This window comes from Kinneretia sp. DJ1R-11 (assembly GCF_025717595.1).
In the GTDB taxonomy this organism is placed as follows: domain Bacteria; phylum Pseudomonadota; class Gammaproteobacteria; order Burkholderiales; family Burkholderiaceae_C; genus Paucibacter_A.
The window spans coordinates 418,513-433,449 of sequence record NZ_JAJIRR010000003.1; the positions used below are offsets into that span (position 1 = coordinate 418,513).

Consider the following 14,937-nt stretch of genomic DNA (forward strand, 5'->3'; position numbering starts at 1 on the left):
GCGCAGGCGGCCTTTTGTGTCCACATTCAGTCCTCGCTGCTGAAGACGAGTTTGACTTCGTGGGTCTGCTTTTCGCCGTTGCCTTCGAAGCGCCATTCCATCAAGGCGTCCGTCACGGCACGATCGAAGATGCGCGGCGGTTCGGCTTCGAGGATTTGCACATCAATCACCTTGCCGTCCGGTCCAATATTCATGCGGGCTTTGACCGAACCGGTCTTGATGTTCTTCTTGGTTGCTGCCGCCGGGAACTCGGGCGGGACCTTCTTCAGGACCTTGGGCGAAGCCATGGCGCTGGTCGCGATCAGCAGGGCACCGAGAAGGCCTACCGAGGCGCGCAGCATGTTGGCGCGCATTGAGGGTCGTTTGGAAGGGGTCATGTCTGTCCTCTGTCGGGGTTTGTCAGCGAAAAGGGCTGGGAGTTGGAAATTCAGGCTTGGGTGCGGAAGAAGCCCACGGCTTGCAACAGGCGTGAAGAACTGCTGGTCAGCGCCTCGGTGGAATGGCTGAGCTCACTGACCAGGCTGGCGTTCTGCTGCGTGCTGCGATCCAGCTCGTTCATGGCATTGTTGACGATGCCGACACCGGTCGCCTGCTCCTGCGCGGAGTGCGAGATCTCTTCGATCAGCTGACCCATGTCATTGACTTCGTTGACCACGCTGCTGATGGTCACGCCGGCGTTGTTGACCAGGTCGGTGCCGGTTTCCACTTTGACCGTGGATTCCTGAATCAGCACCTTGATTTCCTTGGCGGCCGAGGCGGCCCGAGAGGCCAGGGCGCGCACTTCCGAGGCCACCACCGCAAAGCCGCGGCCGTGTTCACCGGCGCGCGCAGCTTCCACGGCGGCATTCAGCGCCAGGATGTTGGTTTGGAAAGCGATGCCGTCGATGACGCCGATGATGTCGCCGATCTTGCGCGAGCTGGCGCTGATCTCTTCCATCGTCGCCACCACCTGGGCCACGGCCTTGCCGCCAGCACTGGCCGAGTTGCGGGCCTTGCTGGCGATGCCGGCGGCCTTGCGGGTCAGCTCGCTGGCACCGCTGAGGTTGGCAGCGATCTGTTCCACCGAGGCGGCTGTTGTTTGCAGGCTGGACGCCGAGCGTGCCGTCCGGTCGGACAGGTCGTTGTTGCCGCTGGCAATCTGGCTGGAACTCTGCGCCACATCCGCAGCGGCTGCGCTGACGCTGCTGACGACGCCAGACAGCGCTTCCTGCATGCCTTGCATGACGTCGAGCATCTGGCCCAGCTCGTCACTGCCCGATACGCCGAAGGTGTGGGTCAGGTCACCATTGCGGATCGCATCGGCCGCGGCTTGCGCCTGCTTGACCGGGTTGACGATGGAGCGCGAAATGGCCAGGCCGCCAGCCCCGCCGATCACCACGGCGACGATCACCAGGACCACGGTGACCAGCACCGAGTTGCGGGCCAGTTCACCGCCGGCCACCGCCAGGTCGTGGGCGTTCTCGAACTGCATATCGACCAAGCCTTTGAGACCGTCCTGGTAGGCCTGCTGGGCCGGGCGCACGTCGGTGATCAGGCTCTCGCGGGCCTCGTCTGGGCTGCCGTCCTGCTGCACCTTGCGGAACTTTTCCACCGAGGCGAAGAACTTGGCCTGGGCTTCCTTGACCTTGCCGACCAGCTCATTCTCGGCGCTGCTGTCCAGCGTAGCGACCAAGCTGCTCAGTTGCTTGTCACTTTCCTGCACAGCGCCGTCGATAGCCGCCTTTTGCTTCTTGATCTGGCGCGCTTCATCGAGCAGCAGCAGATCCCGAGATGCGCGGGCAATGACATTGACATTGCCCTCCAGTGAATTGGCGGCGGCGATCTTGACCAGGCTTTGGTTGGCCGTGCGGTCAAGGTCCTTGGCCAGGCGGTTGGCGCTGTACGCCCCGTAGCTGCCAATGATGATCAACAGCACGATCAGCACGGCATAGCTCAAGCCCAAGCGCTGGCTGATACGCAATTTTGAGAGAAGACTCATGGCGGGCGCTTTCTTCCTAATGACAACAAACATCCACGGCTGACGCTGCCACCCTGTTTTATTGTGTGTGCAGCCTACCCGTGGATCATCGGCAAGCTGCTTGAAGACTTGAGGATCATCGCAAAGCGGTTCCGGTGGTCAAGTTAAAAAAGCCCCAGACTGGCTGCATTTCCGCGACCCTGGCGAATCAGTTCCGGTGTTTCATGGCTCAGGTCGATGATGGTCGTCGGTTCGCGTGCGCAAGCCCCGGCGTCCAGAATGGCTTGCAGTTGCTTGTCCAAGCGTGCGGAAATTTCCTGGGCATCGTTCAGAGGCTCGCTGTCGCCGGGTGCAATCAAGGTGGTCGCCAGCAGGGGCTGGCCGAACACGGCGAGCAAATCCTGGGTGACCCGGTGGTCGGGCACCCGCAGGCCTATGGTGCGCCGCGATGGGTGAGACAGGCGCCGCGGCACTTCCTTGGTCGCCTCCAAGATGAAGGTGAAGGGGCCGGGCGTGGCCATTTTGAGCAGGCGGTACTGGCGGTTGTCCACGCGGGCATAACTGGCCAGTTCACTGAGGTCGCGGCAGAGCAGGGTCAGGTGGTGCTTGTCATCGACGCCGCGGATGCGTCGCAGCGCTTCGGCCGCGGCCTTGTCGTCCAGATGGCAGACCAAGGCGTAGCTGGAGTCGGTCGGGATGGCCGCGATGCCACCGCCATGAAGGATCTGCGCCACCTGCTTCAGGAAGCGCGGCTGGGGGTTGTCCGGGTGGACTTCGAAGAACTGAGCCATGGGCCATTGTGGCGCTGGCTTTTGTGCGCGTGCGCGCGGCGGTGCGAAAAAGACACGCGCGCCGCCGCGGCAACTTCACTGGGGCGGATGAACGCGATCGGCCAGTGCCATCCAGACCGGCTGCAAACGCCCGGACAGAGCGTCCAGACGGCCCAGGTCGATGCGGCTTTCATCCGGTGAGTGAAAGTCGGAGCCGCGCGAAGCCAGCAAGCCAAACTCCAGCGCGGTTTCGGTGTACTTGACAGCCTCGGCGGCGCTGTGACTGCCAGTCACGACCTCGACGCCACGGCCGCCGTGGGCGATGAACTCGGTGAACAGGGCGTATTCCTCGGTCGGCGTGAAGGCGTAGCGCGCCGGGTGGGCGATCACGGCCAAGCCACCGGCTTCGCGCAGCCATCGCACGGCGTCGCCCAGGCTCGCCCAGCGGTGCTCGACATAACCGGGCTTGCCCTCGGTGAGGAAACGGCGGAACACCTCGCTGATGTCGCTGCAATGGCCGGCCTCGACCAGGAAGCGAGCGAAATGGGTGCGCGAGATCAGTTCCGGGTTGCCCACGTACTGCAGTGCGCCTTCGAAGGCGCCCTGGATGCCCACCGCCGCCAGGCCTGCTGCCATTTCGCGGGCGCGCGGCTCGCGGCCGCCGCGGGTGGCGCGCAGGCCCTGGATCAAGGCCTCGTTGCGGTGGTCAAAACCCAGGCCGACGATGTGCACCACGCGGCCTGCGAAGCTGACCGAGATTTCCACCCCAGTCAGGTAAGCCAAGCCTTGGGCCTGGGCGGCCTCCAGGGCGCGCTGCTGGCCGCCCACCTCATCATGGTCCGTCAGGGCCCAGAGTTCGACGCCATTGGCCTTGGCGCGTGCGGCCAGTTCCTCGGGCTGCAAAGTGCCGTCGGACACCCGCGAATGGCAATGCAGATCGGCATTGCTGAGGTGGTGGAGGGCGAAGGGGCTGGTGGCGTTTGGATTCACCGGGCCATTTTAGGCGCCGGCCTCCTCCGCCATCGCCTCGACGATCATCTGCACCCGTTGCTGACCCTGGTATTCGTCCAAGCTCAGTCGGTAAGCGAGCAAGCCGCGTTCGGGCACCGGTTCGATGTGGCCGAACCAGATTGCGTCGCGTAAAGTGCCACCCTGGCGCAGGCGCAGCTTGAGATGGCGCTCACCGACGATGCGCTGGGAGACGATTTCCACCCGGTCGCAGAACAGCGGCGCTTCGAAGGCCTGACCCCAGACCTGGGCGTCCAGGCTGCGCACGGTCTCGGCGGTGAACAGCTCCGGGGCGAGCGGCCCGTCCGTGCGCAGGGTGCGGGTCAGGGCCGCGGCGTCCAGCCATTCGGCCGCCACGGCTTGCAAAGCCTGGTCGAATCGCTCAAAGCCATCGTCGGCCAAGGTGCAACCCGCCGCCATGGCGTGGCCGCCGAACTTTTTGAGGAGCTCGGGGTGGCGCTTGCTGACCAGGTCCAGGGCATCGCGCAGATGAAAGCCGGGGATGGAGCGGCCCGAGCCCTTGAGCTGGCCGTCGGCGCCGCGGGCGAAGACAAAGGTGGGCCGGTGTATGCGGTCCTTGAGGCGCGAGGCAATGATGCCGACCACGCCTTCGTGGAACTCGGGCTCGAACAGAGCCAGGGCGGCCGGTGGCTCACCCTTGAGGCGCGGGTCCTGCATCAGTTCGTCGAGTTTGAACTCGGCTTGCTCGCGCATATCGGCCTCGATTTCGCGCCGCTCCCGGTTGATGGCGTCGAGCTGGCGCGCCAGCTCCAGGGCGCGCGCCGGGTCATCGCTGAGCAAGCATTCAATGCCCAGAGTCATGTCCGAGAGCCTGCCCGCGGCATTGATGCGAGGGCCCAGTGCAAAGCCCAGGTCGAAAGCGTTGGCACGGCTGCAGTCGCGGCCGGCGGCAGTGAACAGGGCGGCGATGCCCGGCTGCACCCGGCCGGCGCGCATGCGCTTGAGCCCCTGCGCCACCAAGCGGCGGTTGTTGGCGTCCAGCTTGACCACATCGGCCACCGTGCCCAAGGCCACCAGGTCCAGCAGGCCGTCGAGCTTGGGCTGTGGCGTGTTTTCGTAGCGGCCGCGTTGGCGCAACTCGCTGCGCAGGGCCAGCAGCACGTAAAAGGCCACGCCCACGCCGGCCAGGTTCTTGCTCGCAAAGGCGCAGCCGGGCTGGCTGGGGTTGACCAGGGCGTCGGCCGCGGGCAGCTCGACCTGGCCATCGACGAGCGCCGGCAGGTGGTGATCGGTCACCAGCACCTTCAGGCCCAGGGCTTTGGCATGGGCCACGCCGGCCATGCTGGCGATGCCGTTGTCCACCGTCATCAAAAGCTGCGGCCGCAGCGGCAGGGCCAGCTCGACGATGGCCGGGGTCAGGCCATAACCATGGATGGCGCGGTCGGGCACGACGTAACAAAGCTGCTCGGGGCCTGCGCCCAACAAGGCCAGGCCGCGCAAGGCCACGCTGCAGGCGGTGGCGCCGTCACAGTCGTAGTCGGCCACCAGGCAGATGCGCTCGCGCTGCTCGATGCAGTCGGCCAGCAAGCGTGCAGCCTCTTGGATGCCTTTCAGGTCTTCGGGCGGCAGCAAGCGGGCCAGGCCGTCATCCAACTCCTCGGCCGAGCTGACACCACGCGCTGCGAACAATCGCGCCAACAGCGGCTCGACACCGGCTTGCTCCAGGGCCCAGGCGGTCCGTGGCGGCACTTCACGGCTCAGCAGGCGGGGCGCGTTCACAGTGCCCCCAGCACGGCGGCGGTGTTGGCGCGCGGCGGGCGTATACGCTGCCACAGGTTTTGCATTGCGCTGCTGGGGACCGAGGCATAGCTTTGCGCCAATCGTTCGCCGCACAGGGTCAGGCAGACCGGGCGTCCAGCGCGAGCCAGGTCCAGGCCGCGCGCCACCGGGCCGGCGTCCAGCGCCACCCAGGCCTCGGCCCAGGCGGCCCAGTCGCCAGTCAGCAGCGGCGCGCGCAGGCGCTCGTCCACTTGCAGCGCTGCCGGCAGCGCGCCACCGTCATGGCGGCCGCAGCCGCTGATCCAGACGGAATTGACCGGCAGCAAGCCGCGTTGTTCGCGAGCTTCGTTCAGGGGGTGCTCGTGCAGCAGCATCTGGATCTCGTTTTGCAGGCGTCGCAGCAGGCGGGCCTCGGGCATCCAGGCCGCGACATTGCGGGCCAATACCCGGTCCAGGCTGGCGCAGGCCAGGCCTTGCAGGCTGGCGTGGCCGATCAGCCAGCACTGTGCGTCCACCCAGTGGGCGGCCCAGCTTTCGCTGCTGGGCCAGAGCTCGGCCAAGGCCTCGAACAGCGCACGCGAGTCGAACTCGCTCAGTTGCAGCTCTTCCGGGTTGCGGGCGGTGATGTGGTCGCTGCCCACGGCCAGGTGCAGCGGTGTCAGGCGCGCCCAGGCCAGGCTGGCATCCAGGCCCAGGCTGTCGGCCAACCAGGCGGCGGTGGGCAACGCTCCCGGGGCTGCTGTGTTGCCGCGCAGCTGGGCCAGGGCCAGCTCCTGCGGGGTGTTGAGGCTGTACTCGTCGCCGCCGATGGCCGCGCCATCTGAACTCAGTCGGCCCAGCAGCTCACTCAAATGGGGCAGGTTCAGTTCGCCAAGACTGTGCTGGCAGGCGTCGCCCAGGGCGCTGGCGTGGGGAATCATCAGATGCATGGGGCGATTATCGAGGCCAGCCTTGATGGCTGCTTGCGTCACACAAGCGTCACAGCCTTGCCATGGCAGCGACACGGCTGCGGTCGAGACTGCCGGTCATGCAGCACGACCCCGCCATCACACGCGCCGCCTTGGCCAGCGCTGTCAGCGCCGCAGCAAGTGACGAGAGCGTGAACGAGATCCCCAGCCGCAGCTATCGCACGGTCTGGATCTCGGACCTGCACCTCGGCACGCCGGGTTGCCAGGCTGCGGCTTTGCTGGAATTCCTGCGCGAAGTGGAATGCGAGCAGCTGTTCTTGGTCGGCGACATCATCGACGGTTGGCAGCTGCGCCGTAGCTGGTACTGGCCGCAGGCCCACAACGATGTGGTGCAGAAACTGCTGCGCAAGGCGCGCAAGGGCTGCCGGGTGATTTTCATTCCCGGCAACCACGACGAATTCGCACGCAAATACCTGGGCCACAACTTCGGCGGCATTGAAGTCGCCAAGGAGTGGGTGCACGAGACGGCCGACGGCCGCAAGCTCTGGATCACCCATGGGGATCTGTTCGACGGGGTGATTCAGTGCGCCAAGTGGTTGGCCCATGTCGGCGACACCTTGTACGAGCTGACGCTCAAGCTCAACCGCCATCTCAACAGCCTGCGCGCCCGCCTGGGTCTTCCGTACTGGAGCTTGTCCAAGTACCTGAAGCTCAAGGTCAAGCGGGCGGTCAGTTTCATTTCCGATTTCGAGGTGGCGGTGGCGCGCGAGGCGCGCAAGCGCGGCGTGCATGGGGTCGTCTGCGGTCATATCCACCATGCCGAGCTGCGTGAAATCGACGGCATCCTCTACGCCAATGACGGCGACTGGGTGGAGAGCCTGACCGCCCTGGTCGAGCACGCCGACGGTCAGTTGGAAATCTTGGACTGGAGTGCCCACAGCAGCCTGCTGGCCGGGCGCACGCTGGCGCTGCCGCGGCCGGCCATGGCGTCGGAGGCGGGGCGTACGCTGGCATGAGCCGAATGGCTTTTGTGATTGTCATATTTGGTCCATAGAATGACCCGATGACCGTATCTCAAGCGCCCGTGGTGCTGCTCAACCGTGAGCAGGCAATTCTCGAATTCAATCGGCGTGTGCTGGCTCAGGCTCAGCGCCCTGACGTGCCGCTGCTCGAACGGCTGCGCTACATCTGCATCGTGTCCTCCAACCTCGATGAGTTCTTCGAGGTTCGCTTTGCCGACATGCTGGATGCCGCGCGCGATCCGGAGAGCCTGGTCAATAACCGCGATGTCGAACGGGTCGGGCGCGCCGCCCATGCATTGATCGACGAGCAGTACTCGATCTTCAACGACCATGTGATGCCGGCCCTGCGTGCCGAGCGCATCGTCGTGCTCAACCATGCTGACCGCAACGAGGCGCAGCGCCAATGGGTGGCCAAGTTCTTCGAGCGCGAGGTGAGGCCTTTGCTGGTGCCGGTGGGGCTGGATCCGGCTCATCCTTTCCCTCAGGTGGCGAACAAGTCCCTGCATTTCATCGCACGGCTGTCGGGCAAGGACGCCTTCGGCCGCGACAACCGCATTGCCATCGTCAAGGTGCCGCGTGTCTTGCCTCGCGTGATCAAGCTGCCGGCCTCGGTCAGCGACGGACAGCAGGTGTTTGTCTTGCTGACCAGCGTGATCCGCGCCCATCTGGAGGATTTGTTCTCCGGCCGCAAGGTCGAGGCCTTCTCGCAGTTCCGCGTCACCCGCGATTCCGACCTGGAGGTCGATGAGGAGGAGGTCGCCAATCTGCGCCATGCTCTGCGCTCGGGTCTGACCACCCGTCACTTCGGCCGTGCCGTGCGCCTGGAGGTGGTCAACACCTGCCCGGCCGAGTTGTCTCAGTTCCTGCTGGAGCAGTTCGCGCTGCCGGTGGCGGCCTTGTACCGGGTCAACGGCCCGGTCAATCTGGTGCGTTTGAACGAGCTGATCGACCAGACCGAAGCGCCGCAACTGCGCTTTCCTGACCATGAGCCGGTCTGGCCGCAAGGCCGGCTGCCGCGCCAGAAGTCCATGTTTGACCGTCTGCGCAAGGGCGATGTGCTGCTGCACCACCCCTTCGAGAGCTTTGATCCGGTGGTGGAGTTCCTGCGCCAGGCGGTCGAAGACCCCGATGTGCTGGCCATCAAGCAGACCATTTACCGCACCGGCGCCAAGTCGGCGCTGATGGACTTGCTGATCGAGGCGGCGCGGCGCGGCAAGGAAGTGATGGCCGTGGTGGAACTGAAGGCGCGCTTCGACGAGGAGGCGAATATCAACTGGGCCGAGCGTCTGGAAGCCGTGGGCGCGCAGGTGGTGTACGGCATCGTCGGCTACAAGACGCACGCCAAGCTGCTTCTGGTGACGCGCCGGGAGGGCGCCAAGTTCCGGCGTTATGCCCATCTGTCCACCGGCAACTACAACCCGCGCACGGCCCGCTTCTACACCGATCTCGGTTACCTGACAGCCGATCCGGAACTGACCTCGGATGCCGACGCGGTGTTTCGCCAGCTGGCTTCGTTGGGCAAGATCAAGCCGCCCAAGCGCCTGCTGCTGGCGCCCTTCAATATGCACAGCCGCATGATGGAGTACCTGGCTCAGGTCGAACAGGCGGCGCTGGCCGGGCGGCCGGCGCGCGTGGTGTTGAAGATCAATGCCTTGACCGATCTGGAACTGATCCAGGCCTTGTTGCGGGTTTCGCAGGCCGGCGTGAAGATCGATCTGATCGTGCGCGGCGCCTGCATGCTGCCTCCGGGCCTGCCTGGCATCAGCGACAACATCGTCGTGCGTTCGGTGGTGGGGCGTTTTCTCGAACACACCCGCATTTGTTACTTCCGCTGGGGACCCGGCGAGGGCGACGAGGCGCTCTACCTGTCCAGCGCGGACTGGATGAGTCGCAATATGTTCCGCCGCATCGAGGTAGCTTGGCCGGTGCTGGACGAGCGCTTGCGCCAACGCGTCATCGATGAAGCCTTGCTGCCCTATCTGCATGACAGCCTGGATGCCTGGCAGCTGGGTCCGGACGGGCGCTCCAGCCGAGTTTCTGACCAGGGTCGCAGTGCCCAGCAGGCCTTGATGCGCCGCTATCAAGCCGACCATTGAGCCGCCGGATATGGACCTGATCCTGTGGCGCCATGCCGAAGCCGAACTCTTGGCAGAGGGCGGCACTGACATGGCGCGTCGCTTGACAGTCAAAGGCGAGCGCCAGGCACAGCGCATGGCCGCCTGGTTGAATGAACGATTGCCCGACGATTGTCTGGTGCTCAGCAGCCCGGCTGCGCGCACCCATGCCACCGCCTTGGCACTCGGTCGGGACCTGCACTTGCTGCCGGCCTTGGTGCCCGATGCCGAGCCGCAGGCCTTGTTGGATGCGGCAGGCTGGCCAGAGTCGACCCAGCAAACCGTGCTGCTGGTGGGGCATCAGCCGACGCTGGGGCGTTTGGCTGCGCGCTTGCTGGCCGGTCAGGACCAGGCCTGGGCGGTGAAAAAAGGCGCAGTCTGGTGGCTGCGAGCGCGCGAGCGCGCCGGTCGACGTGAACTGACCCTGGTGGCGGTGCAGGGGCCGGATCAGCTCTGAGCTGCACTCGCTGCGCTCAAGCGCTCAATTGCAGCGCCAGCACCTCGGAGCGAGCCCAGGCCTGGGCTTCTTCCTGTAGCAGATAGAGCGCGCGCGGCTGTGTGTCGGGCAGGGCCTTGGGCAGGTTCAACACGATCTGACGGCCGTTGCGGCGCAAGGTCAGGGCCTTGGGTTCGGTCACGCCGCGTGCATGGCAGGCGATCACGGCCAGGCGCAGACTCAGCAACTGCCAGAGCAGGCTTTCGTCGCTCATCTGGGTTTCCAGCTTGCGCAGGCCGCCGCGTTGACCCAGAGCCAGATCGGCCAGACGACGCAGCTGGTCTTGCGAGAAGCCGGCCGCGTCGACATGCGAGAGCAGGTAGGCGCTGTGGCGATGGTGGTCGTGGTGCGAGACCATCATGCCGATTTCATGCAAGGCGGCGGCCCAGGCCAGCTCGCGCTGCAAGGCCCGGCTGGCACGCGGCGCCAGCTGCTTGTACAGGCGTAGAGCCAACTCTTGCACGCGCGCGGCCTGCGCCAGGTCGACGCTGAAGCGTTTCTGCAGCGCGGCCACCGAAGCTTCGCGCATGTCCAGCACGGTGGCGCCATCGCCGGCGCGCTCGGTTTCCAGACGTTCCACCAGATCGAAGATCACGCCCTGGCGCAAAGCGCCTTTGGCGGGCAGCAGCTCAGGGATGCCGAACTGGGTCAGCAAGGTGTAGAGGATGCAGAGGCCGCCGCCGACCACGGCACGGCGGTCTTCCTTCAAGCCGGGCAGGCTGAGCTGCTCCATGCTGCCGGCTTCCAGGGCGCGTTCGATGCACCAGCGCAGCGCCTCCGGTGTGATACGGCCATCGGTCTGGCCGCTGGCGGCAAGAATCTGCGCGACCGCGCCGACCGTTCCGGAGGAACCCAGGGCTTCCTGCCACATCGAGGGTTTGAACAAGGCAAAGGCCTCTTCCAGTTCAGCGCCCGCCGCCACTTGTGCGGCACGGAAGGCCTCGGCGGTGAACTGGCCGTCGGGGAAAAAGCGCAGTGACAGGCTGACGCTGCCGACCTGGAAGGATTCGGCCGTGATCGGCTTGCGGCCGCGGCCCAGAATCATCTCGGTCGAGCGGCCGCCGATGTCGATCACCAGGCGCGGCAAGGCTGAGGGCTGCAGACGGGCGACACCGGCGAAGATCAGGCGTGCTTCTTCGCGGCCGGAGATGACCTCGATCGGGTAGCCCAGCGCTTCTTTGGCGCGGGCCAGAAAGGCATTGCGGTTGCGCGCTTCGCGCAGGGTCTGGGTGGCCACGGCGCGCACGCGTGCGGCCGGGAAGCCTTCCAGGCGGCTGGCAAAGCGGCGCAGGCAGTCCAGACCGCGCTGCATGGCGGCTTCGGTCAGCATGCCTTCACCGTCCAGTCCGGCGCCCAGGCGCACGGTTTCTTTCAGGTATTCCAGGCGCTTGTACTGGCCGCGTGGCAGGTGGGCGATCTCCAGTCTGAAGCTGTTGGAGCCCATGTCGATGGCGGCAAGCGGGGCGGTGGCCGGCACGGAGAGCTCGGCGGCGCGGGAGGCGGCAGGCAAATTCATGGCGGCATTGTCGTGGCAAACCGATGGCATCTCTGTGTCGGAGTCGCGCGGTCGCTCGCTTGACAGGCTTGCTAAGATGAAGAAGAAAGTCAATGCTGGGTGCCAGATGCACCGCCGCTTGGCTGCAGGGAGGCTGGTTCAGCCTCCCCTTGTTTTTGTGACCGGCACTTTTGGGGCCGGTGTGGGCGCCACGAGGCGCTCGCCACCTGGAATGACATGACTCTGTTTTATATCGTGCTGGCCACCTTCAGCGGCGGCCTGCTCTCGGTGCTGATTGCCGCCAGCGTCACCGTCAGCCTGCTCGGGCGGGTGGTCAAGCACCTGGTTGGCCTGTCCACCGGGGTGCTGCTGGGCACGGCCTTGCTCCATGTGCTGCCCGAGGCCTTTGAAAGCCAGGCCAGCCCGCATGCCCTGTTCATGACCTTGCTGGGCGGCCTGATGTTCTTCTTCCTGCTGGAGAAGGCCGAGCTCTACCGTCACACCCACCACCACGAAGGTGATGGCCATCACCATCACCACCATTTCGATGTCGAGCAGGCGGGCCGGGGCGGCTTGAGCGTGCTGGTCGGTGACAGCATCCACAATTTCTGCGACGGCATCATCATCGCGGCCGCTTTTTTGGCCGATCCGCATCTGGGCTTGGTCACCTCGCTGGCCATCATTGCCCATGAGATTCCGCAAGAGGTCGGTGACTACATCGTGCTGCTCAATGCCGGCTTCTCGCGTGGCAAGGCCTTGCTCTTCAACGCCATTTCGGGTTTGGCCGCGGTGGTCGGTGGGGTGCTTGGTTACTTCGTGGTCGGCCCCTGGGAGAGCCTGTTCCCGTTTCTGTTGGTGGCTGCCAGCAGCAGCTTCATTTATGTGGCCGTGGCCGACTTGATCCCACAGTTGCAGCGCCGTTTGCCCCTGCGCGAGACCTGGCTGCAACTGCTCTGGCTGACCGCTGGCCTGGCCATTCCCCTGGTCGTGGTGGCGCTGTCAGGCAAGCATTGAGCTGAGTCGAGCCAGCGAGCTCGTAAAAAAGGGCCGGCGCTGCGTTCTTGCAGCCCGGCCCTTTGTCTTGTGTGCGCTGAGTTTCAGCGCACGACGAGCACCGGCACCTTGCAGTGGGTCAGCACCTTCTGGGTCTCGCTGCCCAGCAAGAGGGCTTGCACGCCGCGTCGGCCGTGCGAGGCCATGACGACCAGGTCGCAGTCGTTCTTGGCGGCGTACTCGATGATGGCTTCCCAGGCATGGAGGGCTTCGAGCGTGTGGCCTTCATGGGGCACTTCGGCCGCTTCGCACAAGGCGAGCACGGCCTTGACGCGCGCGCTGGCAATGCGCTCCTGCGCGTCGAAGAATTCCTGCGGTGGGGTCGGCTGCATTTCCGACACGGCGCTGTAGGGAAAGGGCTCCTTGACGCTCAGGGCATAGACCTTGGCGCCATGGAGCTTGGCCATGGCGATGGCGGTGTGGATGGCCTTGGTGGAAATGTCTGAACCGTCAGTGGGCACCAGAATGCGCTTGAACATGGCGAACCTCCGTTGTTGTGGACTTCAGTTTCGTAGCGGCAGAGCTCGCCCATCTTGCGCTAGGTCAAGTGAAATGCCCAGCAAATGCTTTCAGCCCTTGGCCACTGGCCGGCTCGGGTCGGACGACCACTCGCTCCAGGAGCCGGGGTAGAGGCGAGAACCGGGGAGCCCTGCGTGCTCCATGGCCAGCAGGTTGTGGCAGGCCGTGACTCCTGAGCCGCACTGATGCACCACGTCCTCGGGGCGGTAGGGGGCGAGCAATGCGCTGAACTCACGGTGTAGCTGCTCGGACGACTTGAAGCGGCCATCCTCTTGCAGATTGTTCTTGAACAAGCGATTGCTGGCACCGGGAATATGGCCGGCCTGTGCGTCCAGGGGCTCGACCTCGCCGCGGAAGCGCTCGGGCGCACGCGCGTCGATCAGGCGCACGCGCCCCAGCTCCGCTCGCAACTGTTCGGCGTCGAGGCTGCGGACCTGGCTGTCTTGCAAGACCGGACGGGCGGCCTGGCCCAGGGCCGGGGCATGGCTGAGCGCGCCGCCGCTGGCCAGCCAAGCTGCGTGGCCGCCATCCAGCACCGCCACTTCGGCGTGGCCGATCCAACGCAGCATCCACCAGAGCCGCGCTGCATACATGCCGCCTTGGCCGTCGTAGACCACGGCTTGCAAGCCCGGGCGCAGGCCGATGGCCGCCATGCGTGCGGCGAAGTCAGCGCGGTCCGGCAAGGGGTGGCGGCCACGGAACACGCCGTCCGGTCCGGTCTGCGCTGCGCTGAGGTCGCGGTCCAGATGCAGATAGTGAGCGCCGGGGATGTGGCCCAGGGCATGGTCACGCTCACCGGCTCCGGGGTCTGCCAGGTCGAAGCTGGTGTTGACCAGGAGCAAGGGCTGGCCGGCGGCCAGGGCTTGCTGCAACTGGGCGGCGGAAATCAAGGTTTGATAGTGGCTGTGACTCATGGGCGGCTTTGGTCTTGGGGTGGCGACGCCGGCGATTGTCTACCGGCTTGCGCCCAGCTGGCGCCGACGCCGGCCGCCACAATCAGGGCCATGCCGGCCAGGGTGCCGGCATCCACGGCCTCGCCGAAAAACAGCAGGGCGTAGCCGACCGAGAAGACGATGCCGAGGTACTGCAATGCGGCGTTGACCAGAGCTTTGCCGCGGCCATAGGCGCGCGTCATCATCAGCTGGGCTGCGGTGGCCAGCAGGCCCACGGCCAGCAGCAGCGCCAGGCCTTCCGGGCTGTGTCCGTGCAGCCCTTGCGTCAGGCCCAGTTGCAGCAGGCCTGCGGTGATCAATGCGCCGGCCAGCACGCCGCCCAGCGAGAAGTAGAAGACCACACGGTATTCGGGCTCGCCGGCCCGGCCCAGGCCGGCCACTTGCAAATAGGCCAGGGCCGAGAGCATGCCGGCGACCAGGCCGATCAGGCCGGCGCTGATTTGGTCTTGCGCCAGGGTTGGGCGCAGCACCAGGGCCACGCCGACAAAGCCCAGCAGCACGGCCGCCACCAGGCGTGGCCGCACCGGCGCCGTCTTGAACAGCAGGGCGCCCAGAATCATGAACACTGCCATCCAGACCGAGGACATGTAACTCAGCGTCATGGCCGTGCTCAAAGGCAGCTGGCCGATCGAGTAGAACCACAGCGACAGGGCCAGCACCCCGGCCAGGCTGCGACCGAAATGCTTGAGCGGCACTTGGGTGCGCAGGCTCTTGCCCTGGAAGGCTGCCATGCCGGCCACGATCAGCACGCCGATCAGGCTGCGGTACATGACGATTTCGCTGGCGTCGTAGTGGCGCGAGGCCAGCTTGACGCAGACGCCCATGCTGGCGAACAAGAAGGTGGCGGCGACGATCAGCAGGGAAGCGGACATGGAGGGCAGGGCAAGCTTGGGCGTGGACTC

The 14,937-nt window shown here is 65.7% G+C and carries 14 protein-coding genes; 4 read left to right on the forward strand and 10 right to left on the reverse strand.

Features of this window, described 5'->3' with window-relative positions:
* Window positions 1-26: 26 nt before the first annotated feature.
* The 6 genes from LNV23_RS08545 to LNV23_RS08570 all read right to left on the reverse strand — a co-directional run bounded on the left by LNV23_RS08545 (window position 27) and on the right by LNV23_RS08570 (window position 6,404).
* Window positions 27-377 carry an energy transducer TonB gene (locus LNV23_RS08545; protein ID WP_263562590.1) on the reverse strand — a complete coding sequence of 117 codons (351 nt, stop codon included), beginning with the start codon at window positions 375-377 and terminating at the stop codon, window positions 27-29.
* A 50-nt stretch (window positions 378-427) separates the two neighbouring features.
* Window positions 428-1,978: a methyl-accepting chemotaxis protein gene (locus LNV23_RS08550; protein ID WP_263562591.1), complete on the reverse strand. Its 1,551-nt coding sequence runs from the start codon at window positions 1,976-1,978 to the stop codon at window positions 428-430.
* A gap of 143 nt (window positions 1,979-2,121) precedes the next feature.
* A complete protein-coding gene (locus LNV23_RS08555; protein ID WP_263562592.1) occupies window positions 2,122-2,748 on the reverse strand; it encodes an L-threonylcarbamoyladenylate synthase in 627 nt (208 codons plus the stop codon).
* Window positions 2,749-2,823: 75 nt separating this feature from the next.
* Window positions 2,824-3,717, reverse strand: a complete 894-nt coding sequence (locus LNV23_RS08560; RefSeq protein WP_263562593.1) for a 3',5'-nucleoside bisphosphate phosphatase — start codon at window positions 3,715-3,717, stop codon at window positions 2,824-2,826.
* Between the two features lie 9 nt (window positions 3,718-3,726).
* Window positions 3,727-5,475: a single-stranded-DNA-specific exonuclease RecJ gene (gene recJ, locus LNV23_RS08565; protein ID WP_263562594.1), complete on the reverse strand. Its 1,749-nt coding sequence runs from the start codon at window positions 5,473-5,475 to the stop codon at window positions 3,727-3,729.
* Window positions 5,472-6,404, reverse strand: coding sequence for a hypothetical protein (locus LNV23_RS08570; RefSeq protein WP_263562595.1), 933 nt, complete (start codon window positions 6,402-6,404; stop codon window positions 5,472-5,474). The genes recJ and LNV23_RS08570 overlap by 4 nt, the downstream gene beginning before the upstream one ends.
* Window positions 6,405-6,502: 98 nt before the next feature.
* Here LNV23_RS08570 and LNV23_RS08575 point away from each other — a divergent pair, with 98 nt between their 5' ends.
* From LNV23_RS08575 to LNV23_RS08585, 3 genes are read left to right on the forward strand one after another with little or no spacing between them, the layout of a single operon-like run.
* Window positions 6,503-7,399, forward strand: a complete 897-nt coding sequence (locus tag LNV23_RS08575) for a UDP-2,3-diacylglucosamine diphosphatase (protein WP_263562596.1) — start codon at window positions 6,503-6,505, stop codon at window positions 7,397-7,399.
* 47 nt (window positions 7,400-7,446) lie between these two features.
* Window positions 7,447-9,501, forward strand: coding sequence for a polyphosphate kinase 1 (ppk1, locus tag LNV23_RS08580; protein ID WP_263562597.1), 2,055 nt, complete (start codon window positions 7,447-7,449; stop codon window positions 9,499-9,501).
* A gap of 10 nt (window positions 9,502-9,511) precedes the next feature.
* The gene (locus LNV23_RS08585; RefSeq protein ID WP_263562598.1) at window positions 9,512-9,976 is read left to right on the forward strand and encodes a SixA phosphatase family protein; all 465 of its coding nucleotides are present in this window, start codon (window positions 9,512-9,514) and stop codon (window positions 9,974-9,976) included.
* Window positions 9,977-9,992: 16 nt separating this feature from the next.
* Here LNV23_RS08585 and LNV23_RS08590 read toward each other — a convergent pair whose 3' ends face one another.
* Window positions 9,993-11,531 (reverse strand): Ppx/GppA phosphatase family protein, encoded by a 1,539-nt coding sequence (locus tag LNV23_RS08590; RefSeq protein WP_263562599.1) that lies wholly within the window; start codon window positions 11,529-11,531, stop codon window positions 9,993-9,995.
* A gap of 216 nt (window positions 11,532-11,747) precedes the next feature.
* Between LNV23_RS08590 and LNV23_RS08595 the strand changes: the two genes are divergently transcribed.
* Entirely contained in the window at window positions 11,748-12,524 is a 777-nt protein-coding gene (locus LNV23_RS08595; RefSeq protein WP_263562600.1) for a ZIP family metal transporter, read from the forward strand.
* 83 nt (window positions 12,525-12,607) lie between these two features.
* Here LNV23_RS08595 and LNV23_RS08600 read toward each other — a convergent pair whose 3' ends face one another.
* The 3 genes from LNV23_RS08600 to LNV23_RS08610 all read right to left on the reverse strand — a co-directional run bounded on the left by LNV23_RS08600 (window position 12,608) and on the right by LNV23_RS08610 (window position 14,907).
* Window positions 12,608-13,042 carry a universal stress protein gene (locus LNV23_RS08600; protein ID WP_263562601.1) on the reverse strand — a complete coding sequence of 145 codons (435 nt, stop codon included), beginning with the start codon at window positions 13,040-13,042 and terminating at the stop codon, window positions 12,608-12,610.
* Window positions 13,043-13,132: 90 nt separating this feature from the next.
* Window positions 13,133-13,996, reverse strand: a complete 864-nt coding sequence (locus tag LNV23_RS08605) for a sulfurtransferase (protein WP_263562602.1) — start codon at window positions 13,994-13,996, stop codon at window positions 13,133-13,135.
* Window positions 13,993-14,907: a DMT family transporter gene (locus LNV23_RS08610; protein WP_263562603.1), complete on the reverse strand. Its 915-nt coding sequence runs from the start codon at window positions 14,905-14,907 to the stop codon at window positions 13,993-13,995. The genes LNV23_RS08605 and LNV23_RS08610 overlap by 4 nt, the downstream gene beginning before the upstream one ends.
* Window positions 14,908-14,937 lie beyond the last annotated feature (30 nt).